Source organism: Paenarthrobacter nitroguajacolicus, assembly GCF_031455195.1.
Lineage (GTDB): Bacteria > Actinomycetota > Actinomycetes > Actinomycetales > Micrococcaceae > Arthrobacter > Arthrobacter nitroguajacolicus_D.
Window position 1 is genome coordinate 396,009 of sequence record NZ_JAVDSH010000003.1, and the last position, 22,576, is coordinate 418,584.

Annotated in this window: 17 protein-coding genes; 8 read left to right on the forward strand and 9 right to left on the reverse strand. The window is 62.6% G+C overall.

From position 1 onward, the window contains the following. Positions 1-16: 16 nt before the first annotated feature. Entirely contained in the window at positions 17-1,447 is a 1,431-nt protein-coding gene (locus J2Y68_RS09260) for a gamma-aminobutyraldehyde dehydrogenase (RefSeq protein ID WP_309992455.1), read from the reverse strand. Positions 1,448-1,590: 143 nt separating this feature from the next. On the opposite strand from J2Y68_RS09260, the gene J2Y68_RS09265 reads away from it, so the two are divergent. From J2Y68_RS09265 to J2Y68_RS09275, 3 genes are all read left to right on the forward strand, one after another. Continuing rightward, entirely contained in the window at positions 1,591-3,033 is a 1,443-nt protein-coding gene (locus J2Y68_RS09265; RefSeq protein WP_309992458.1) for a PucR family transcriptional regulator, read from the forward strand. A 65-nt stretch (positions 3,034-3,098) separates the two neighbouring features. After that, entirely contained in the window at positions 3,099-4,379 is a 1,281-nt protein-coding gene (locus tag J2Y68_RS09270; protein ID WP_309992462.1) for an MFS transporter, read from the forward strand. After that, positions 4,376-5,056, forward strand: a complete 681-nt coding sequence (locus tag J2Y68_RS09275) for a FadR/GntR family transcriptional regulator (protein WP_211712018.1) — start codon at positions 4,376-4,378, stop codon at positions 5,054-5,056. The genes J2Y68_RS09270 and J2Y68_RS09275 overlap by 4 nt, the downstream gene beginning before the upstream one ends. A gap of 3 nt (positions 5,057-5,059) precedes the next feature. Here the strand turns inward: J2Y68_RS09275 and J2Y68_RS09280 are convergent, their stop codons facing one another. The 6 genes from J2Y68_RS09280 to J2Y68_RS09305 form a co-directional block, all read right to left on the reverse strand. Then, positions 5,060-6,433, reverse strand: a complete 1,374-nt coding sequence (locus J2Y68_RS09280) for an MBL fold metallo-hydrolase (RefSeq protein WP_309992465.1) — start codon at positions 6,431-6,433, stop codon at positions 5,060-5,062. Between the two features lie 83 nt (positions 6,434-6,516). Further along, positions 6,517-7,983: an FAD-dependent oxidoreductase gene (locus tag J2Y68_RS09285; protein WP_309992468.1), complete on the reverse strand. Its 1,467-nt coding sequence runs from the start codon at positions 7,981-7,983 to the stop codon at positions 6,517-6,519. Positions 7,984-8,003: 20 nt separating this feature from the next. Continuing rightward, complete coding sequence (gene cobA / locus J2Y68_RS09290; protein WP_309992472.1) at positions 8,004-9,281, reverse strand: uroporphyrinogen-III C-methyltransferase; 1,278 nt, start codon at positions 9,279-9,281, stop codon at positions 8,004-8,006. A gap of 89 nt (positions 9,282-9,370) precedes the next feature. Further along, positions 9,371-10,171, reverse strand: coding sequence for a DNA alkylation repair protein (locus tag J2Y68_RS09295; RefSeq protein ID WP_309992475.1), 801 nt, complete (start codon positions 10,169-10,171; stop codon positions 9,371-9,373). Positions 10,172-10,186: 15 nt separating this feature from the next. Continuing rightward, on the reverse strand, positions 10,187-11,098 hold the full coding sequence (locus J2Y68_RS09300; protein ID WP_309992477.1) for a glutaminase: 912 nt from the start codon (positions 11,096-11,098) through the stop codon (positions 10,187-10,189). 5 nt (positions 11,099-11,103) lie between these two features. Beyond that, the gene (locus J2Y68_RS09305; protein ID WP_309992479.1) at positions 11,104-12,720 is read right to left on the reverse strand and encodes a PucR family transcriptional regulator; all 1,617 of its coding nucleotides are present in this window, start codon (positions 12,718-12,720) and stop codon (positions 11,104-11,106) included. A 340-nt stretch (positions 12,721-13,060) separates the two neighbouring features. Between J2Y68_RS09305 and J2Y68_RS09310 the strand changes: the two genes are divergently transcribed. Both J2Y68_RS09310 and J2Y68_RS09315 read left to right on the forward strand, forming a co-directional pair. Then, complete coding sequence (locus J2Y68_RS09310; protein ID WP_397334806.1) at positions 13,061-14,539, forward strand: amino acid permease; 1,479 nt, start codon at positions 13,061-13,063, stop codon at positions 14,537-14,539. Positions 14,540-14,567: 28 nt separating this feature from the next. Next, on the forward strand, positions 14,568-17,285 hold the full coding sequence (locus J2Y68_RS09315; protein ID WP_309992482.1) for an aminotransferase class I/II-fold pyridoxal phosphate-dependent enzyme: 2,718 nt from the start codon (positions 14,568-14,570) through the stop codon (positions 17,283-17,285). Here J2Y68_RS09315 and J2Y68_RS09320 read toward each other — a convergent pair. Then, positions 17,282-18,319, reverse strand: a complete 1,038-nt coding sequence (locus J2Y68_RS09320; RefSeq protein WP_309992484.1) for an LLM class flavin-dependent oxidoreductase — start codon at positions 18,317-18,319, stop codon at positions 17,282-17,284. The two genes, J2Y68_RS09315 and J2Y68_RS09320, sit on opposite strands and share 4 nt — an antisense overlap. Before the next feature lie 677 nt (positions 18,320-18,996). Here J2Y68_RS09320 and J2Y68_RS09325 point away from each other — a divergent pair. From J2Y68_RS09325 to J2Y68_RS09335, 3 genes are all read left to right on the forward strand, one after another. Next, the gene (locus J2Y68_RS09325) at positions 18,997-20,184 is read left to right on the forward strand and encodes a hypothetical protein (RefSeq protein WP_309992486.1); all 1,188 of its coding nucleotides are present in this window, start codon (positions 18,997-18,999) and stop codon (positions 20,182-20,184) included. 17 nt (positions 20,185-20,201) lie between these two features. Further along, positions 20,202-20,735 carry a hypothetical protein gene (locus J2Y68_RS09330; protein ID WP_309992488.1) on the forward strand — a complete coding sequence of 178 codons (534 nt, stop codon included), beginning with the start codon at positions 20,202-20,204 and terminating at the stop codon, positions 20,733-20,735. A 217-nt stretch (positions 20,736-20,952) separates the two neighbouring features. Beyond that, positions 20,953-21,369 carry a hypothetical protein gene (locus tag J2Y68_RS09335; RefSeq protein WP_309992490.1) on the forward strand — a complete coding sequence of 139 codons (417 nt, stop codon included), beginning with the start codon at positions 20,953-20,955 and terminating at the stop codon, positions 21,367-21,369. 11 nt (positions 21,370-21,380) lie between these two features. On the opposite strand, the gene J2Y68_RS09340 is transcribed toward J2Y68_RS09335, so the two are convergent. Continuing rightward, positions 21,381-21,938, reverse strand: a complete 558-nt coding sequence (locus J2Y68_RS09340) for a dihydrofolate reductase family protein (RefSeq protein ID WP_309992492.1) — start codon at positions 21,936-21,938, stop codon at positions 21,381-21,383. Positions 21,939-22,576 lie beyond the last annotated feature (638 nt).

A 22,576-nucleotide genomic window follows, 5' to 3' on the forward strand; every position in this document is an offset into this window, starting at 1 on the left:
TTTCTGGGAAGCCGGGTTAAGCGTCGAGTGCAGACATCACGTGCTTGATGCGCGTGTAGTCCTCAACGCCGTACATGGAGAGGTCCTTGCCGTAGCCGGACTGTTTGAAGCCGCCGTGCGGCATCTCTGCCGTGAGGAGGATGTGGGTGTTGATCCAAACTGCACCGAAGTCCAGGTCGCGGGTCATGCGCATGGCAGTGCCGTGGTCGGTGGTCCAGACGCTGGAAGCCAGGGCGTATTCGACGTCGTTGGCCAGTTCGATCGCTTCTTCTTCGGTGCTGAACTTCTGGACGGTGATGACCGGTCCGAAGGTTTCCTTCTGCACGATGTCGTCGCTCTGCTTGGCGCCGGAGATGATGGTGGGCTCGAAGAAGAAGCCCTTCTCCCCTGCGCGGTGGCCGCCGGTTTCGATTTTGCAGTTCTCCGGGAGGTGCTCCACCACGGAGGTCACAGCGTTGAAGTGGTTCACGTTGTTGAGCGGACCGAAGTAGTTGTCTTCGTCGTTCTGCGAACCGGTGTGCAGGGTCTTGGTGTGCTCCACCATTGCTGCCACGACGTCGTCGTGGACCGAGTCTTCGATCAGTACGCGAGTGATGGCGGTGCAGTCCTGGCCGGCGTTGAAGAAGGCGAACTCGGCGATGGCCGCGGCGCTCTTCTTGATGTCGGCATCCTTGAAGACGATGGCCGGTGCCTTGCCGCCGAGTTCCAGGTGGGCACGCTTGAGGCCCTTCGCTGCGCCGCTGGCGACCGCGATGCCGGCGCGGACGGAGCCGGTGATGGAAACCAGGCCCGGGACCTTGTGGTCAACCATCATTGCGCCTGTCTCACCGGTGCCGAGGACGACGTTGAGGACGCCGGCAGGGAAAATCTCGCCGGCCAGGCGGGCCAGCACCAGAGTGGATTCCGGCGTGGTGTCGGAGGGCTTCAGGACGACTGTGTTGCCGGCGGCCAGTGCGGGGCCGATCTTCCAGATGGCCATCAGGAACGGGTAGTTCCACGGGGCAACCTGGGCCACGACGCCGATGGGTTCGCGGCGCACGTAGGAAGTGTGGCCTTCGAAGTACTCCCCGGCGGACTTGCCTTCCATGATGCGTGCAGCTCCGGCGAAGAAGCGGAGCTGGTCTGCGCCTGCCGCGATTTCCTCGGATGCGATCAGGGAGCGGACCTGTCCGGTGTTGCGGTGCTGCGCTTCGACGAGTTCGTCGCTGTGGGCCTCTACTGCGTCCGCGAGCTTGAGGAGCATGAGCTGGCGCTGGCCCGGGGTGGCCTTCTTCCACGACTTGAACGCGTCACTGGCTGCGGTCATGGCGGCATCCACGTCGGCCTGAACCGAAATGGGCGACTTGGCAACGATGTCGCCGGTGGCAGGATTGACGATGTCCAGGAGACCTGTACCTGCCGGCGTAACGAATTCGCCATTGATGAAGTTCTGCAAGGTTTGAACCACGGCGTGCAACCCTCTTTCGGTGTCTGGGCATGGGTTTAGCTGATCAGAGCCTATGCCAGGGAGGGGGTCCAAGGAATAGTCAGCTGCACACAGACGCCCCCCTCCCTTAGTGCGCTTGCCCAGCGTCGGGTTACCCTTTATCCATGGCAATGTCCCTCGCTTCGCTCGTCGCTGTCCCCTCACTCAAACTCCGCCAGGCCGGCCTTGCCGAGACCACCCTCAACCAGGACATCAGCTGGGTTGCGGTGACGGAGTTGGAGGATCCCCAGCGCTTCCTGAGCGGCGGCGAGTTGGTCCTCACCACGGGCTTGCGTCTCAAGAGCGCCGCGGACCAGCGGCGTTTCGTCCGTCAGGCCCAACGCGCCGGTGCCGTCGGAATCGGTTTCGGCATCGGCTTGACCCACGAGTCTGTTCCGGAGGCCCTCATCGCCGAGGCCAACCGGTGGGGTTTGCCGCTGGTGGAGGTACCTTACGAGATCCCGTTCATCGCCATCGGCAAGCTCGTGGCCGAGTCGCACTCCGCGGACCACTATTCCAACCTCGAACGCCTCTTGGCCGGGCACCAGATCCTGGCCCGCTCGCTCCTCACAGGCGGCGGGCTCAACGAGCTCCTCAAGCAGCTGGGCAGCATGCTCCGCACCGATGTGGTGCTGACCCAGTTCAGTGCCCAGCTCTACAACAGCGTGACTGGGAAACCGGCACCGACGGCGGACGGCTGGGCTTCGTACCCCATTCCCACGGGCCGCAGGGACGCATGCACACTGTGGTTGCGTCAGCCTTTCGTGGACTCCGGGATTGTCAGTTATGCGCAGAACCTGATCAGCGTGGAGCTCAACAACATGGTCAAGCAGCGCCAGTCGCAGCGGGCCATGGCAGGACAGGTGCTGGACGACGTCATTCACGGCACCCTGGAAACCATTGAAGCGGCCCGCCGCTTGGCTGGGGTAGGCATCAACAGCACCCGGAAGAACGTGGTGCTGGTGGCGGAGTCCACGGCCCACCACAAACAGCTGGTCAGCATTTCGCTCCCCCAAGCGCTTGAAGCGGGCGTCAGCGCCGTCGTCGGGAAGGACCTGGTCACGGTCATCAGCGACGACGGCAGCTCGGCCACCGCCCTAGCCAAGAGCCTCAGCGACCACCTGCAGGAAGCCGGCATCCATGCCGTAATTGGCATCGGGGGTGCCTACACGAAGCCGAACGGCCTGCGCTGGAGCTACTTTGAAGCGCGCGACGCCGTGGCACACGGCTTACCGGTCAACGAACCGGAACGCCTGAGCCTGACGTCGCTGTTGCTCGCCAGCGAGGATGTCCCCTTGGCGGATATGGCCAGCGAGTCCCTCACGCCGCTGCGGAAGTTCGATGCCGCACACGGAGCCGAGCTGGTGGCGACGTTGGAAAGCTACCTCAACCACAACGGCTCGGTGGCAGCCGTGGCCGAAGCCTTGACGCTTCACCGGAACACCGTCCGCTACCGGCTTGCGCAGATCACCGAGCTCACGGGCTACGACCCTTCCCAGACGCAGGATCGCGTTCAGCTCTGGCTGGCGCTGGCCGTCCAGCGGCTGGGCTCGCGGAACCCGAGGTAGAACCGTGCTGGAGAGGTTCGCCACAGAAGTCTGGACATTAGACGTCAAACGTCTAACCTTTAGTTATGGCTGCGACGACCCCTTTGACTCCCTCGACAGGAAATATCCCTACGACCTCCCCCGCTGACGCTGCTTCTTCGGCGAACCAGGCAGTTCCAAAGACGCGCGTCGTGGCCGTCGTCGGCATTGTTGCCGTGGTCCTTATCGGCCTGAATCTCCGCGCGGGTATTACCAGCGCCGCCGCCTTGTTCCACGAGCTGCAGCAGGTCCTCGGCTACGGCGCCCTGGTTGCGTCCATCCTTCCGTCCATTCCCTTGCTCTGCTTTGCCGTTGCGGGAATGGGGACCTCATGGCTTACGCGCCGCGTCGGTGGTGAAAAGGCCATCGCCATCGCCTTGGCCTTGCTGGCGGGAGGCTTGTTGGTTCGCGGTGTTCCCGTGACCGGCGCTCTGCTCGGCGGAACGGTGCTGGCAATGTCCGGCCTGGCTGTCTGCAACGTAGCAATGCCGTCGTTCATCCGGGAGCACTACTCCGAGCGCACCTCCATGATGACCGGCCTCTACACCTTCACCATGTCAGGCGGTGCCACCTTCGCCGCCGCGGTTAGCGTCCCCCTGTCCCAACAACTCGGCTCACCCTCAATGGGATTGGCAGCCTGGGGCCTGCTTGGCGTCGCCGCCCTCCTGGGTTTCCTGCCCATGGTCCTGCACACCCACCGCAACAGCACCAAGTCCGAGCGCCCCCGCGTGTCCATGTGGCCGCTCCTGCGGACGCGCCTTGGCATCCTGATCACCGCGATCTTCACGTTCCAGGCCTTCCTGGCCTACGCCGTGATGAGCTGGTTCGCCTACATCCTGACCTCGCAGGGCCTCAGCGCTTCCGAAAGCGGCCTGCAGTTCGGCGTGATGCAGCTGGTCTCCGTCGCTGCAGGCATGATCCTGCTCGCGTTCGGCTCCAGGCCGGGCATGCTGCGCCCGGCCCTGTACCTGGCCAGCAGCTCAACATTGCTGGCCATCGCCGCCATGGTCTGGCTGCCAACGTCATTGGCCGTTGTTCCCGCAGTGCTGTTCGGCTTCGGCTTGGGCATCTTCCCGCTGGTGCTGGTGATCATCAGCCGTAGTGGACGCTCGACGGCGGAAACCACCGCGCTCTCCACCGTCGCCCAATCACTGGGATACTTGATAGCGGCAGTGGGTCCCTTTGGCATGGGGCTCCTCCACAGCGCCACTGGCGGCTGGGTGCTGCCCCTGAGCCTCCTGTCGATCGTGGCTGTGGCACTCATGGTCACCTGCCACATGCTCACCAGCAAGCGAACTGCCACCAAGACCGGACCGAGGACAGTATGACCCTGACCCCTTCGCATCGCCCAGCCTTGGCCGAGGAGATCACGGCCAAGCTGCGGGACATGATCAAGTCCGGCGAGTGGCCGCTTCAACAGCGCATTCCGGCGGAGCCCGAGCTCATGGCCTCGCTGGGCGTTTCCCGCGGAACACTGCGGGAAGCCATCAAGGCGCTGGCGCACTCGGGCATGCTTGAGGTCCGCCGCGGCGATGGCACGTACGTCCGCGCCAACAGCGAAATGTCCGGCGCGGCCCAGCGCATGTATCTGGAACACACCCAGGAACATATCGTGGAGGTCCGCCTCGGCTTGGATACTCAGGCTGCCCGCCTTGCCACCAAGCACGCCACCGCGGAGGACCTTGCCGAGATGCGCCGGCTCCTCGCGCTCCGCCATGATGCCTGGCAAGCCGAGGACTACCCCACGTGGGCACGGGCCGACTGGGAATTCCACGAACGTGTCGCAGTGGCCTCAGGAAACCCCCTGCTTCACCAGTTGTACGTCTCGTTCGGCGGCGTCTTCCACAACGACCTGCTCCGCCAGCAGCGCAAGGGCGGCTTCAATGGCATTCCCCGCGAAGGGCATGACGAGTTGGTGGATGCGTTGGAAGCCCACGATCCCGACGCTGCGGTGAGCAGCGTGTACCGCAACCTCGATTTTTGTGCGGACCAGACCCAGCCGTAAGCCTTACGGCACGGTTTCGATCCCCGCGTCGGCTGCGTCTTTGAACCTGGCATCAATGAGCACCACATCACGTCCAGCACGGCCCAACAGGCTTGCCGCAATACTCGCGCGGTAACCCGTGGCGCAGTGAACCCAGATCTTCGCTTCGGGGATCCCTGCCATCTTTCCAAGGAGCGCGTAGACAGGAATGTTGAGGGCTCCTTTGACGTGTGAGGCCCCAAATTCTTCGGGCCTCCGAACGTCCAGCACCACGTCCTCCTTCGCCCTCTCTTGGAGCAGCAAGGTCCAGTCGCCGTGCGGATAGGACGCCCGCGGATGCCTTGGCGCCACAGTCCGCAGGAGTTCAATGCCAGGCCCGACGGCGGCATCCGGACTTTCGATTCCGATTCTCGCCAGATCACGGATCGCTTTCTCAACCTCGTCCAGTGGGCCCAACAGCGTTAGCGGCTGGTTCCACGGGATCACCCAACCGAGGTAGCTGGTGAAGTTGTCCCCGCGGCCGTATTCGAAGCTCACGCTGCCGTCCAGGTGGCTGTCCGCGAATGCCACCCGGTGCCGGAGGTCGACAACCCACTCCCCTGACCTCAAACGCCGGCCCAGCTCCTCGGCATCCACGGAGTCCGGCACATCCAACGCCGTCGGCCCAACCCCGGCCGCGTTGAGTGGGCTCATGTGGGCGTAGTACGCGGGGTAGGCCGTGATGTTTGCCAGCAACTCTGAGACGAAGTGGTCCTCGCTGGGGTCCGTCAGGGCGTGGTTGGACTCGGATTGCTCACCCAGAGTGGACGAATCCTGGTGGCTGGCGGGGCCGATCGAACAAAACGAGCCAAAGCCGTGTGTCGGGTACAACGCCGCGTCAGGGCTGGCTTGGGAGGCTAAGCGCCGGACCGATGCGTACTGCTCATGCGCCAGCGCAGCTGTGTCATGTGGCGAGACCAGGTCCGTCCGTCCGACTGAACCGTAGAGCAGGCTGCCGCCGGAAAACACTGCCTCAGGGCCGCCGTCGTGCGCGTCATCGGTAACCACGTACGAGAGGTGCGTGTGGGTGTGTCCCGGGGTCGCCACCACCCTGACGGACAGCCGACCGATGCGCAGGACCTGTCCGTCGGTGACAGGTACGCGGCTGAAAGAGACGTCGTCCTCGGCGTTCACCAGGTAGTCGGCGCCGTGCTTCTCCGCCAGGACCAGCCCGCCTGTGACGTAGTCGTTGTGGAGGTGGGTTTCCGCCACGTGCGTGATCCGGACGCCGGAGTCAGCGGCCGCCGCTTCCACCCGGTCAATGTCCCGTTGGGGATCGATCACCAACGCCACGGAACCGTCGTGCACCAAGTAGCTGCGGTCCCCCAGCTGGGGAGTTTCAATGACAACGACGTCCATGACTCAGGGTACCGCTGGCGGTTAGCCCATAAGCAGCAGCGGGGCCACTCGAAAGAGTGACCCCGCTTGCCGTGAAAAGAGAACTAGACCTGCGCGGCTACACCGTCTCGGGAGATGTTAACCATGTCCTCGCGGGGGACAACCTTGATGCGCTCACGCTTGACCTCAACGCCGTGCGAACCGCCGGCTTCGGTGGCCGCTGCGCCGAGGGCGAGTTCGTGCGCGTCGAGTGCCAGCCAGCCTTCCCAGCTGGTGAACTTCACACCGCGGGCGTCGAGGAGATCCACGACGGCGTCTGCCGCAGGAACTTCGGCGACCGGCAGGTTTTCGCGGTCCTCCAAGAGGTACGTGACCGTTTCCAGGGCATCGCCCTTGGTGTGGCCAATGAGGCCGACAGGACCACGCTTGATCCAACCCGTCGCGTAGAGGCCGGGCACGTGCTGGCCGTTGGCGTCAAGGACGCGGCCGCCGTCGTTCGTGACGACGCCCTTCTTGTGGTCGAATTCGACGTCAGGCAGGGCCGAACCGAAGTAGCCGATGGCGCGGTATACGGCCTGGACCGGGTATTCGATGAACTCTCCGGTGCCGCGGGCGTTGCCCGTGCCGTCCAGTTCGGTGCGCTCGAACTTGATTCCGGCAACCTTGCCCGGGGTTTCGGTGGAGTCAACGATCTCAACCGGGCTGTGCAGGAAGTGCAGGTGCAGGCGGCGGGACGCCGTGAGTTCGGAAAGGTCCTCGGGCTGCTCGGCGATCCAGTTGGTGAGTGTGCCAACCATGGTCTTGATCTGGTTGTTGCTCTGGATCTGGCGGTCGGATTCTTCGTCGAATTCGAAGTCCTCGGCGTAGAGGATGATGTCCACGTCCTTGGAGTGCGAGAGTTCGCGCAGTTCCAGCGGGGTGAACTTCACCTGGGCCGGACCACGGCGACCGAAGACGTGGACGTCCGTGACCGGCGAGCTCTTCAGGCCGGCGTAGACGTTGTCCGGAATTTCGGTGACCAGGAGGTCATCGGCGTGCTTGGACAGGACGCGGGCAACATCCAGCGCCACGTTGCCGTTGCCGAGGACTGCGATTTCCTTGGCTTCCAGCGGCCATTCGCGGGGAACGTCCGGGTGTCCGTCGAACCAGGACACGAAGTCGGCGCCGCCGAAGGAGCCCTCGAGTTCGATGCCCGGGATGTTCAGGTCCGCGTCCTTGATGGCGCCCGTGGCGAAGATGATGGCGTCGTAGTGCTTGCGGAGGTCCTCGATGGAGATGTCCGTGCCGTAGTCAACGTTGCCGAAGAAGCGGATGTCGCCGCGGTCCAGGACCTTGTGCAGGGCGTTGACGATGCCCTTGATGCGGGGGTGGTCCGGGGCAACGCCGTAACGGATCAGGCCGTAGGGTGCGGGGTAACGGTCAAAGAGGTCGATGCTGACGGTGAGTTCGCCGCTCTTGACGGCCTCGCTCTTGGTCAGGATGTCCGCTGCGTACACGCCGGCCGGGCCGGAACCGATGACGGCGACGCGAAGCGGACGGTCCGCAGAACCTACGGGGGTGCTAATTGACACGGCTGTGTTCCTTCTTTTTCTCAGTTACTGCGGACGCGGGGACGATTGGGGGTGATGGTGCTGTAGTCAGCTGTCTTGAAATGCGGCGGCGCGAAGGGGCTGACACGGACAACATCGCCGATCACGATGACCGCTGGATTGGCCACGCCCACGGCTTCTGCCTGGTCCGCGATGGTCCCCAAGGTGCCAATGGTGACGCGCTGTTTCGGCAAATACCCGTTCTCTACGATACCTACTGGTGTGTCCAAAGGCAGACCCGAGCCTGCCAGCGCAGCCGCGGAATCACGCAATTGCGCTACTCCCATGAGCAACACCACAGTATGATCGGGGCGTGCGGGGACTTCGGACAACTCCTCGTGGCCGGTCACTACGCTGAAGCCCTTGGCCAGGCCGCGGTGCGTCACCGGGATACCCGCAGCGGCCGGGACCGAGATGGCCGACGTCACGCCGGACACCACTTCAACCTCGACGCCGTTCTGCCGGCAGAATTCTGCTTCCTCGCCGCCGCGCCCCAGGACATAGGGGTCGCCGCCTTTGAGCCGGACCACCCGGTTGCCCTTGAGGGCTTCGTCCACGAGGATCCGGTTGATCTCCAGTTGTGGAACGGGGTGGTGACCGGGCGTCTTGCCGACCTCGATCACGCGAACATCCGGGGCAAGCTCTTTCAGCAGCTCGCGCGGGCCAAGACGGTCTGCAACTACGACGTCGGCCTGGCCCAGCAGGCGCCGACCGCGGACGGTGATGAGTCCCGAGTCTCCAGGACCGCCACCAACCAGTGCAACGGAGCCAACGGGCGTGGTGCCGCCGGCGTCCGGTTTGCGGTGGCGACGGAGGGGCAGGTCACCAGTTTCAAGCGCTGTGGCCACAGCATTGCGGAGTGCCATTGCACGGCGCGGGTCTCCCCCGGCGTTGATGGCGATCTTCACGTCGTCCACCACGGCAACGGCGGGTGTCCAGGCGGCTGATGCTTCGTGATCGGAGGCGTTGACGCACCAGACGCGCTGTGCCTCGGCGTCGGCCGATACTCGGGTATCCACAGCGGCGGTGCCAGTGGCTGTCTGAACGAACCACACGCCGTCGAGGTCTGATGTGCGGTAGTCGCGCTCTTCCCAGGTGAGGAGTCCGGAGGTAGCGAGCCCGCGAAGGTTATCGGTGGCAACCGGAGCGACCACGGTGACTTTCGCACCGGCGTCGAGCAGTCCTTTGGCGCGGCGCTCCGCGACGGGGCCGCCGCCCACCACCAGCACCGGGCGGCCGAGCAGCCGCAGCGCGGTGGGGTAAATGTCCTGTATTGCCATGAAAAAACTGTAGGGCGGCGCCGTAACATGCTTCAAAGGCTTGGAAACACCCGGTAACGCTGGGTAATCCAACGTCACATACTGCCCCGCTAGTTCGGGGAAACCCTGTCCTTAAGCGTCAGGTAGTAGGCCCGCTGCTCCTTGCCCAGATGCTCGATCGCGTAACGTAGCGCCGTCCGCGGCATGGTGGCGGCGTGTTCGTCCAGGAAGGCCAACAAGCGTTCGCGGCTGCTGCGCCCGGCATCGCGGACCCAGCCGCCTACTGCTTTGTTGATGAGGTCTTCCCTGTCATGGAGCAGTATTTCGGCGATGGCGAAGGTGTCATCCAGTTGGCCTTCCCGGATGAACGCCGATGTTGCCACGATGGCCGTCCGACGCTCCCACATGTTTTCCGAACGGGCCAGTTCATAGAGCGGGTCCCGTGGCTTATCCATGAGCCAGCCACCCACGACCCTGCCGGCCCCGAGATCCACCAGGTCCCAGTTGTTGATGCGGTCGTGCCTCCGCAGGTACAGCTCGTAAAGCGTGCGGCGGCGCTCTTCCGTGGTCTTCTTCTTCTGGGCTTGGAGCGACATGATCTTCACGGCACCTGCGCGTGCCTCGTGGATGTCCTGCTCCAGAAGCTTTTCGATGTCCTCCATTGACATGGCCGCGAACTCTTTGCTGAGCGTGAAAACTTCACCCATGCGCACGCCCATGAAGAAGTCACCCTCGGCATAGTCTCCTTCGCCGGTCTTGAAGTACCGCTGGTATTTGGCCTGCTCAAGGTCAGACTGCCGGATTTTCAGGCGTTCCAAGAACGCGACGGCGGTGGGCTGTGTTCCCGGCGCGGGCGCGGCAGGCTTCCGGGTCTTGGCGGGCTTTGGGGCCTTTCCGACTGTCGGGGTCATGACTCCATCATGCGCCTAAAAGACCGACCAGCCGGTGCGTGTTGTGAATTCGTCCAGCGCCGCCACGCCTGCTACCGAGTTGCCGGACTTCCCCAAGCCCGGGCTCCAGACACTGATGGAGCACTTGTTGGGAACCACTGCCGCGATGCCGCCACCCACTCCGCTCTTGCCGGGAAGTCCCACCCTGTAGGCAAATTCGCCGGCGGCGTCGTATGTTCCGCAGGTGAGCATAACGGCGTTGATCCGCTTGGTCTGAGCCGGGGAGAGAACCAGGTTTCCGTCAGCACCCAGGCCGTTGGCGGCCAGGAAGCGTGTTGCAAGCGCAAGGTCTTCGCACGTCATGGCCAATGCGCATTGCTTCGCATAAGAGTCCAGGACATCCTCCACGGGGTTCTCCAGGTTGCCGCAGCTTGCCAGGAAGTGTGCCAAAGATGCATTGCGGTGGCTGTTGGCCAGTTCCGAACCGGCTACGTCGTGATCGGTGTCGATGGTGTCCTTGGTGGTCTCCTGACGCATCAAGTCCCGCACGGCTTGGGCAGCGTTTCCTGTCAGGCTGAGGAGCCGGTCCGTCACCACAATGGCTCCGGCGTTGATGAACGGGTTCCGGGGAATGCCGTCCTCGCTCTCCAACTGGACCAACGAATTGAAGGGGTTGCCGGACGGCTCCCGGAACACCCGCTTCCAAATACTGTCTCCGTCAAAGGCCAGTACCAGGGCCAGCGCAAAGACTTTGGAGATGCTTTGGATGGAAAAGTCCACGTGGGCGTCTCCGGCTGAATACACCTCGCCGTCACGGGTGGCCACCGAAATGCCGAATTGTTGGGCATCCACGGCCCCGAGCTGGGGGATGTAGTCAGCCACGTTTCCCTGGCCGACATGCGGCTGCACGGCCCCGACGATGTCGTCGAGGAGATTCTGGATATCCATGGTTCCTAGCCCTTGGTCCCTGCGTAGGTCCAGAGCCTGATCTGAAGGTGGGCCAGGAGCCGCTCATCCGCGGATTGCAGGTCCACGCCTGCCACTTCGCAGGCGCGACGGAGCCTGTAATGAACGGTGTTGCGGTGGACGGCCAACTCCTCGGCGCAGCGGTTCACGTCGCCAAAGAACTCCAGGTAGGTCAGGAGTGTCAGCGCGAATTCCGGATAGCGGCTGCACAGCCGGGTGATTCCTGCATGACGCAGGGAGGTCCGGGATTCCAGCAACTCCAGCAGTTCCCTGGTCAGGACGGTTGTTTCCACGTCGCTGTACGAGGCCACCCGAACGTCCGGTGTGGCTTCCATGACTTTGAGGACACTGCGCACGTGATCAAGGGTGGCGTGCAGGGCGTCCAGGCGCGGAACGATGGGACCGACTGCCGCCTGGACCTGGAAGTGAAGGTGGGTGGTGGCATCACGAACAATGGTGTTGACCAGGCGATTGATGGCGGGGAGGGATTTCAGCGGGTCCACATCGGGCAGGATGATGGCCGTTTCCATCCCCAGTGCCCCCACTACGGCGCCTGGTCGGTAGGCTGCCGCATGGATTGATGCCACTTTGGACAGCTCTCCCCTGCGGAGCTGAAGCCCGGCCGCACTCTGGCTGAGCCCACCCGCCGAAATCAGGACCAAAGCCGCTGGCTTCGATGGATCGATGCCTGCCGATTGGGCCTGCGAATGGACTTGTGCCGTGCCACTGAGCAGGCTGGACACCCGGTCCTCGCGCATCGACTGGGACTGCTCGTTGCGGTGGCGTACCAATTCGATGGCAGCATGCCTGGCCGCACCCACCATGATGCGGTCCGTGTTGGCCGCCAAAGGTTCAGCACCTTCCTGCAACCAGATGTATCCCATGACCCGGCTGCCCGCGTGAATGCCGATTGCCACGCGTTCACGAAGACCCGCTTCGAGGTTGGCTTCCACGTGGACTGGCGCTTCAATGGCCTGCAGGTGCTTGTAGACCCCTGATTCCTTCAGGAGTTTTTGGTACTTTTCAGGGCCCCGCCTCGCCAGGATGGACAGACGGCGGAGCTCGTCAACGTCATTGGATGCCGGGGAGTAAGCAAGAACCCTGTTGCCCGGATCTTCGATCACTACGTGGCCATTGGTCAGTGTGGCCGTGGTTTGGGCGATCGCGAACAAGTCGCGGTGAACTGACGTGGGGGTTTCGCCTGGCACATCGTTCTCACGGACCCGGTCCAGTGCGATGCCCTCGAACTTGTCCCAGCGGAGTCCCGGGGCAACCGCCACCAGTCCAATGCCGGTTGGTTGGAGCAACTCTGCTGCGGCTTCCAACTCGCGTTCACTGCCCTTGACAGCAACTGCTGTGGGACGGCCTGCCATGATGCGGCGGAGTGCAGGGAGCGCCGCACGCCCGCGAACGCCGATCAACATGACCAGTGTGCCTGGGCGGATCTCCTCGTCGTCTTCAGCATCAACAATGACAGTTTCGCGAACGGTTCTGTTGTCCTCTGCCGGGGCCAGCAGCAACCGCGCGTTGCCGACACCCAGATCTTCCAAGACATCGCTCAATAAGGTGACGACGCCGTCGTCGTCAATTTCCAGGGCTTTCAACGAAGCTATCGCTTCCTCTCCACATCAGTTCCTTCAGCAGTACGCTTCCTCGCCATTGAGGGGCGTCGCCGGTACATGTACGCAGGCACGCACAGCGAGCAACATTACCGGCCCTCCAGAACACCAGTGTTGTCCCCCCGGCACAAGAGCCGGGCCCTGAATTTGGTTCGCCAGCCAATTTGTTGGTGACGGGAGCGACCTAGAGTTGGTGACTGTCCCACACACCACAAATACTGACTGCAGCGCGGCCATTTTCAGGCGCAACTGCGAGGCAGCCAGCCCCACGTTGTGGAGTATTGAGCCACCTGTGGTGGCAACGGAGTCAAAGGAGACCCCCGAAGTGATACCCACCCCTGCGTCCACACAAACCCTTCCTTCCCCAACAGACCTGGCTGCCAGTCCGCCGTCGAACGCTTTCGCCCAAGAGGAAACTGGCTACCGCAAGACCCTCAAGCCCCGGCAGATACAAATGATCGCCATCGGCGGTGCGATCGGTACGGGGCTCTTCATGGGTGCCGGAGGCCGCCTGAGCGGATCCGGACCCGCGCTGGTGCTGGTCTATGCCGTCTGCGGATTCTTCGCGTTCCTGATCCTGCGGGCGCTGGGCGAGTTGGTGCTGTACCGCCCCACCTCCGGCTCGTTCGTTTCCTATGCCCGCGAGTTCTACGGCGAGAAAATGGCCTACACCGCGGGCTGGCTCTACTTCCTGAACTGGGCCATGACCTCCATAGTGGACGTCACCGCGGTTGCCCTGTACGTGAAGTTCTGGGGCCAATATTGGGCACCCATCAACGACATCCCGCAGTGGTTGATCGCGTTGATCGCTCTGGTAGTGGTGCTCTCCCTGAACCTGGTGTCCGTGAAGATCTTTGGCGAGATGGAGTTCTGGTTCGCCATGATCAAGGTGGGCGCCTTGGTGACGTTCCTCGTGGTGGGAATCTGCTTCATTGTTTTCGGTGGACGGACGGACGTTGGCGTTCCGGGCTTCAACGTCATCGCTGAGAACGGCGGCATGTTCCCCATGGGCTCCGTGGCGCCGCTCCTGGCCATCAGCGGCGTGGTGTTCGCCTACGCCGCCGTGGAACTTGTAGGCACTGCAGCCGGCGAAACCGCCGAACCCCACAAGGTGATGCCCAAGGCCGTGAACACCGTAGTAATCCGCATCGGGGTGTTCTACGTGGGCTCCGTCCTGCTGCTCTCGCTCCTGCTTCCCTTCACGTCCTACAAGGCCGGCGAGTCCCCCTTTGTCACCTTCTTCTCGCACCTCGGCGATCCGCAGGCCGGAGCCATCTCCGCCTCCGTGATGAACTTCGTGGTCCTCACCGCCGCGCTCTCCAGCCTCAACGCCGGCCTCTATTCCACTGGCCGCATCCTCCGGTCCATGGCTGTGAATGGCTCGGCTCCGCAATTCACCGGACGGATCAGCGCGTCCGGAGTGCCCTACGGTGGCATCCTCCTGACAGCGGTCATCACCCTGGTGGGCGTTGGATTGAACGCCGTTGTCCCCTCGCAGGTCTTTGAGATCGTGCTGGAAATCTCGGCGGTGGGCATCATCGGCGGCTGGGCCACCATCATGCTCTGCCACATCAAGCTCCAGCGGTGGGTCCGCAGCGGCAAGGTGGTCCGCCCGGCCTTCCGGCTGTTCGGAGCACCCTTTACCTCCTACCTCACGCTTGGGTTCCTGGCCTTTGTCCTGGTCACCATGGGGTTCTCGGAAACAGGTCGATGGGTGCTGGCCTCGTTGCTGGTGCTGGCTCCGCTGCTGATAGCCGGCTGGTACGCGTATCGCGGCCGCATCCGCACAGCCCTGACGTCCTAGACCCCTTTCCGGTTTGAAAGTGAAACACATGAGCACCCCTTCCCCGTCCCCCAGAATCGGCACCCCCAGCAGGGCCTGGCGGTCCCGAGCCGACGCATGGGAGTTCCTGGGATACGCCCTCAGGCAGCTCGCTTCCGCCCGACACCAGGAATCCGGTTTGCTGTCCCAGATCGACCGGACTTTTGCCCTCCTGGCAGCGGTGGAACCGTATTGGGCAGAGCCTGGAGTAAACGCCGTGGCGCAGTTGCGCCAATTAGTCGACGACGGCGAACCCCAGGCCGCGCTCCAGCTTCTGGGCGGTTTGTCCCACCTCCCGCTCGCCTCTGCCGGGGAAACAGCTGCGGTGCCGCGCGCTGAGCTCCCGGACGAGGAAGTTGTTGACCAGTCCGAGCCGGCGGAGCGGCCACGCTTTGAGGTCCTGGTGGTGGATACCATTGAGCCCGAAGAAGCCGAGGCGCTCAAGAACACCATGGCTGCGCAGCGCCGCCCTTCGGATGCGTTCGCGTACACGGTCAACGTGGTTCCCAGCTATGAGGATGCCTTGGTGGCCATCATGCTGAACCCCGATATCCAGTCCGTTGTTCTTCGCCCGGGCTTCTCCCTCCGCAGCGCCCACCTGTTGGGCAGCGACCTCCAACGATTCCTGGTCCGGCACACTTCCGCAGACTTGCAGGACTCGCGGCCTATCGAGCGGATCCTCGCGCTGGCCGAGGCTGTCTCCGGGCTTCGGCCGGAGCTTGATGTCTACCTGGTGGCAGGGGTTTCCATCGAGTCCCTGGCTGGATCCTTGACGCGAAGATTCCGGCGGATTTTCCGGCGACAGGATCATCTGGACCTGCATCTGTCACTGCTGTCCGGGGTGGCTGAACGCTACGAAACGCCGTTCTTCACCGCTCTGCAGGACTACAGCCGCCGCCCGGCCAGCGTCTTCCACGCCCTGCCGATTTCCCGGGGCGCGTCGGTGGGGACTTCACCGTGGATCCGGGACATGGCCGATTTTTATGGGACAAACCTGCTGCTGGCCGAAACCTCCGCCACCTCGGGCGGTCTGGACTCTTTGCTGGATCCGCATGGGTCCATCAAACGCGCACAGGAACTCGCGGCCCGGGCCTTCGGGGCGCAAAGAACCTACTTTGTCACCAACGGCACGTCCACGGCCAACAAAATCGTGCATCAATCGCTGCTTGCCCCGGGCGATGTTGTGCTGGTGGACCGGAACTGCCACAAATCGCACCACTACGCGTTCGTGCTCGCGGGCGCCCGGGTTTCGTACCTGGACGCCTATCCCTTGGACAAGTACGCCTTTTATGGTGCTGTCCCCCTGGCCAGCCTCAAACGCAGGCTCCTGGAATACCGGCGGGCAGGCAGGCTTCACGAGGTGAAAATGGTGACCCTCACCAACTGCACCTTTGACGGCGTTGTGTACGACGTCGAAAGGGTCATGGAGGAATGCCTGGCCATCAAACCGGATCTCGTCTTCCTGTGGGATGAGGCGTGGTTTGCCTTCGCCCGCTCCCATCCGGTGTACCGACGTCGAACCGGCATGGCGGCTGCAGCCTCCCTGGAAACATCCTTCAGCGATCCTGCCTACGCAGCCCGGTACGCGGAACAGGCCGCCGCCCTTCATGACCCGGTCACCGGCGAACCCGTTGATGACGAAACCTGGCTCACCACCAGGCTGATTCCGGATCCTGCCAAGGCACGTTTGCGGGTCTACGCAACGCAGTCGACCCACAAAACGTTGACCTCGCTGCGGCAGGGTTCCATGATCCACGTGTTTGACCAGGATTTCGCCGGCTCCAACCGGGAGTCCTTCCGCGAGGCGTACATGACCCACACGTCAACCTCGCCGAATTATCAGATCCTGGCGTCCCTGGACATTGGCAGACGACAGGTGGAACTGGAAGGTTTCGGCCTGGTGCAACGGCAATCCGACCTTGCCGTGTCCGTGGCCCAAGCCGTGGCCAGGCATCCCCTGCTGAAGAAGTACTTCCGGGTGCTTTCCTCGCGGGACCTCATCGGTCCGCGCTACAGGGAAACCGGCTCCAGCATGCCGCTGCGGGATGGGCTGTCGGAGCTGGACGAGGCCTGGCAGCGGGACGAGTTCGTCATCGATCCAAGCCGCCTGACGCTGGACATCAGCAAGACAGGGATCGACGGCGACACTTTCCGCCACAGCTACCTCATGGACGATCACGGCATCCAAGTGAACAAGACGTCACGGAACACTGTGCTGTTCATGACCAACATCGGCACTTCGCGAAGCTCCGTGGCGTACCTGATCGAGGTCCTGGTGAAACTCGCTGAAGGCTTTGAGAACCCGCATCCTTCGGCGCGGCAGCGGTCACTTCCTGCCGCCTCCGACGCTCCCCGTCCTACTCCCCCGCTCCCGGATTTCAGCACTTTTGCCGCGCGCTTCCGTACGGATGATTCCTGCGAGGACGGTGATATCCGGGCCGCCTACTTTGAGAGTTACAAGCCCGATTCCACGGTGTACCTGTCCGCAGCTCAGGTGGCTTCCGCCGTGGCCAAGGGACAAGAGGTGGTGTCCGCTGGTTTCGTGACGCCGTATCCGCCGGGCTTTCCCATCCTGGTCCCTGGCCAGGTGGTCACCCGGCAGACCCTCGAATTCATGGCTGCTTTGGATACTCGTGAAATTCATGGGTTCGACCACGAACAGGGGTACCGGGTGTTCGCGGAGCCTGCTTCTTCTTCTGTTCTCGAGCTGGTGGCGGTGGCGTCCTAGGCTTTCGCGTTCCAACCGAAAGCAGGGGCGACGTGCTTGGCGACGTTGCCCAGCAGCTTGGCGTTGTAGTCGACGCCAAGCTGGTTGGGCACTGTGAGCAGGACCGTGTCGGCTGCTTGCACGGCTGCGTCCTTCGCCAGTTCGTCCGCTAATTGATCCGGCTCGCCGATGTAGCTTTTCCCGAAACGGGACAACGCGCCGTCGAGAATTCCTACCTGGTCCTGGCTGTCCGCTTGGGCACGCAGACCGAAGTAGTGGTTGTCGACGTCGTCCACGATGGGGATCACGCTGCGGCTCACAGAGATCCTTGGCTCGAAGTCATGCCCGGCGGCGGCCCAGGCTTCGCGGAACATCCGGATCTGCTCTGCCTGCAGTTCGTCGAAGGGAACACCGGTGTCCTCGGTAAGAAGGGTTGAGCTCATCAGGTTCATCCCCTGCTCAGCAGCCCACACGGCCGTTTTGCGGGTTCCGGCGCCCCACCAGATCCGCTGAGGGAGGCCGGGTGACTGGGGTTGGATGGGCAGCAGACCTGTGGCCCCACCGGCGTAGTGCGGGTCCGCTTCGGCCACCCCGTGCCCGGCGATGGCTTTGCGGAACAATGCGGTGTGGCGGCGGGCCATGTCGCCGCCGTCCTCACCGTCCTCGGGGACGTAGCCGAAGTTCGCTGCTCCGTTCCGTGCGGGTTCGGGTGAACCACGGCTCACTCCGAGCTGCAACCGCCCATCACTGATGAGGTCAGTGGCTGCTGCTTCCTCGGCCATGTAGAGGCTGTTTTCGTATCTCATGTCGATCACGCCGGTGCCCATTTCGATCCGGCTGGTCCGTGCCGCAATAGCGCTCAGCAGTGGAAACGGCGATGCTTGCTGCCGGGCGAAGTGATGCACCCGGAAGAACGCTCCGTCGATTCCCAGTTCCTCGGCAGCTACCGCCAGTTCGATGCCCTGCTTCAGGGCCTCCCCAGCCGTGGGTACGAGGGAACCCGGGACACGAGCCCAGTGACCGAAGGACAGGAAACCGATCCGTTTGTTGTGCATGTTCGGGACAACTCCGCGGGGGCCCGGAGAATTCCGAGGACCCCTCGCCGACTGCTCAGCGCTTTCCGAAAGTGGTTCAGAATCCTGGGAGTGCATTAGGTATAGTGCAGCCGTCGGAGGTTTATCTATTTGATGGAGTAAAATGAATTTCGACACGGGGGTTGCCGATCGTCCGATCGGTGCATGTCGAGACGCAGCGCGTACGCTGCAGGATCAACGTGGCGGACGAGAATCCATCTCAGCGGCTGCCCTCACGGAATTCCGCGGCGTGTTCGCAGACTGCTTCCGCGTAACCGTTGCCTCTGAACGGGCGGCCCGTTCGGAGCTGGTCCATATGTTGGAAGACGTTGCCCATCGGGTACAGAAAGCGAAGAGCGCCGCGGAGGTTGAGCGGCGTCGCTCGGATCAGGTGACGGAGTGGGCAGGATCCAGGACGGCTCAGACCGAGGCGCGGCCAATAGAGTCAGTGCAGCTGTGTCCGAGTTCGAGGACAAGTGCTCCTGGGCGCACTCTGATCTCGACGCTGTCCGTGGCGGGCTGCGACGGTTTCTGGAAGACAACCATCAGGACGCGACCCGGCTTCCGACATCGCGTCGACGTTCCGCGCCGCCGGTGGCAGCGGAGACGTCGGCCAGGTAACGGTATCGAACGGCCTTCTGGTGCTTGCCACGGCGCCGATGACCTTATCGGGTGTGGCGCTGCTGGGCTACTTGTCCACTGCCTCCGAGGCTGACGTGAAGGCATTGGCCACAATACCCGTATGGCAGCAGACCCTGCGAGGCATGGACCCATCGAAAATCGGGGCTTGGTGGGCGGGCCTGAAAACGGGAGCCCACCCTGCAGCGAACGAGTCCGGGTTCACGCAGGTGCAGGAACTGCTGCTGGCTGCGGCTCCGGCCATGTTCGGCGCTTTGGACGGGATGCCCGCACTGGCCCGGGTCCGGGCTAACCAGTTGAACGCGCCAAGCTTGCTCCGGGCGGCGGAGAACGACCTGGAAACAGCCCTGAAGTTGTCGGGGATCGGCCAAGCACACCACGACCCGAACCGAACAAAAATGCTGCAAAATGAGGTGGCATACCTGAAGCAGGTGGAAGCCGGGGAGGTACAGCTTTACCTCTATGACCGGGACCAGTCCCGGATCGTGGAAATGATCGGCACCCAGGGCCCCGACACACGGCACGTGATCACCTACGTCCCAGGAACCTTCACCGGGATGAACATCTTCTACACAGGCGGCGTACAGCAGGTCTCGACATACCTCACTAGCAGGGTGCCGGGGACGGTGGCGTTCGTGTACAAGGATGGGCGGTTCCCCGGGGAGGAGGACACCGCCGGCGGTCCCAACCTGGCGAGAATCAGGGAGGCGAACGATGAGAAACTTGCACGCACGTCAGGGCAGCAACTGGCAGGTTTCGAAACCGGAATGCGCACTGACCCCTACCTGAACGGTGCCGAGCAAACTGGCATCGGGCACAGCTGGGGCCTGGCGATCGTCACCGGCTCCGAGGTCGCCGGAGCGCGATACGACAAGGTGGTCTCCCTCGCCGGGGCCGGCATGCTCCCGGACTGGAAACCACAGGCAACCACGGAATACTCGAACCTGTACGACTATGATCTGCCCGTCCATGGTCAGGGAGTTCCCAACCCCATCACCAATACAGGGGTGGTTTGGAATGGAAATAACCCCATTCATCGGGATGAGTTCGAACAGCACTACTACCGCGGCCCCCACGACGACCAACTTAGGGCGATCAACACCGTCGAAGAAGGGAACATCCTCATGGAAAACCACAACCTCATCGCCTCAAACAGCGAGGACAACGAGCAAGTGCTCAAGGACATACGCGGAATTGTGGCTCGATGAGGGCGCGTCGCGGTGCCATGGCGTTGTTGCTGGTGGCAGGTTCGATCGGGCTCGCCGCTTGTGCTGGAAACCCCAACACGGGTTCAATCCAGTCGACTGCGCCAACGCCTACTAAAACACAAGAGGAACCGATGAAAGCTGAACTGACCTGGCAGGAGGCGAAAGTCCAGGCCCAAGCAATGGAACTGGAGATCGCCGCCCTGATCCCAAAAGACGCTGTTATCTCGATCGATCAGAAGAAGAAGGGCATGCTTCTGTCTTGCAACAAAGCCCAACACAAATGGAAGGGTTCAACCACCATCACGGTTGCCGAAGGAACGAACATTGAGCCGATGGTGAAGGACATCGAAGCCCACTATCAGGGCGGCCTCTTTGGAGTCAGGAACAGGCTTGACATCAGGGGTTCCTATGAAGTTCAAATGATCGCTCGCAGCGGAAGCGGGGAGAACTACATTGTCGCCGAAGGCCTAGCCCCAAACCAGATTGACATCGATTCGGGCTCGCCGTGCTTCACCTTACCCGAGGGCATCTATGCAGGTGGGGACTTCTAATCCTCATGGAAAACCACAACCTCATCGCCTCCAACAGCGAGAACAACATGAAAGCGCTTGAAAACATGCTTGGAATCGTGACTCGATGAGGGCACGGACCGGCGCCGTGACGTTGTTGCTGGTGGGGCTGATAGGGCTTGCCGGTTGTGCCGGAAGCCCTGGGGGGACTCCGATCGAACCACCAGAGCCCACCGCAACAAAGACTCAGGAGGACCCGATGGATGGTGAACTGACGTGGCAGGAAGCGAAGGCCAAAGCCCAAGCCATGGAATTGGAGATCGCCGCCCTGATCCCAAAAGACACGGTTGTCTCGATCGATCAAAAGACGAAGGGCGTGCTTCTGTCTTGCAACAAAGCCCAACACAAATGGAAGGGTTCAACCACCATCACGGTAGCCGACGGAACCAAAATCGAGTCAATCGTGAAGGACATCGAAGCCCACTACCGGGCGAATGGACTCAAGGTGTCCGTCGATATGGATATAGATGAAAAGCTTCTTGTCCAAATTGATCCACCTGCTCCCGGGGAGAATTACCTCGTCGGTGGAGGCGTTAAACCTAATGAGATTTGGATCGATTCGGGTTCGCCTTGCTTCACCTTGCCCGAGGGCATCTACCCAGGTGGGGATTTCTAAGTCCTTGTTCCTCATTCAGCCCGGCGATAGTGCATCGCCACCGCTCCGTTACTGAGCGGCTCGGCCGAGATCATCTCGAGGCGTCGGGTGCTGGGCAGTCCGCCTTGGTACAGGGTGGGTCCGTGGCCTGTGATCATGGGGTGGATGAGGAACTTGTACTCGTCGATCAGGCCCAATCGGTCCAACTCTGTTGCTAGTTTCCCGCTGCCAACAAGCACCCCTTTGGGAGTCCTGTCCTTAAGCTCCTGAACGGCCGTACCCAGTTGGCCAACCAGCCGATGACTGTTGGTCCAGGGGAAGTCGCTCCGCGTTGTGGAAACGACGTACTTGGGTTTTCCCTCCAAGGTGATCGCCCACTCGCGTAGGGCTGGCGGCGCTTCTACTTCGCCACGGGCAACCAAGGGCCAGTAAACCTCCATCATTTCGTAGGTAGTCCGGCCCCAGAGCATTGCGCCGCTCTGATCCAGGAGACGCGTGAAGTGGGCGTGCGTCTCGTCGTCGGCGATGCCCTCCTGATGGTCCACGCAACCATCGAGCGTGACGTTGATGCTGAACGTTAGAAGGCCCATTCGACGATTCTAGGCCGCGAATCGCAATGGCGCAGCGGACAACGGAGGAATGCCAAGGGCAGGCAGCGCCAGCAGAAAATGAATCGCTCATTCATACCCCACCGGGGTATACTGTCGGCATCGGAAATAGACGAAGGTGGTGAAGCATCGTGAGCAAGCAGCTGTCCCCTCAACCTCATGCCGCCCTCCTCGGGCGGGCGTTGCTTCTATTTCTGGTAACGGCCGTCATTGCAGGCATATTCGGAATGCACATCATCAGCGGTTCCCATGGGGCAGGTGGATCGCATGGGACTCCTGCGGCATCACCTGTAGTGGGCACCTCCTCATCCCACCATGCGCACGGCTCTTCTCCTGAGGTGAGCGATGCCTCGGCTGGCGACGATCACGGCACGGAATTTGGAACCTGCTCTTGCACTCAGGCTGCCAGTTGCATCCCATCCCTCACAGCAGCTTCCCTGAGCGCTCCCCCACCCGGCACGACAGGCGAAGTCACCCCTGCATCGTGGGAACTGCCCACCATTCTTCCGTCCTGGTCCTACCAACCCCACGGTCCTACACCCGGGCAACTCTGCATCAGCCGTACGTGAGCACTGGATGGTCCGGTAACAGCCGGGACCGCACATCCATTCACCATCTGC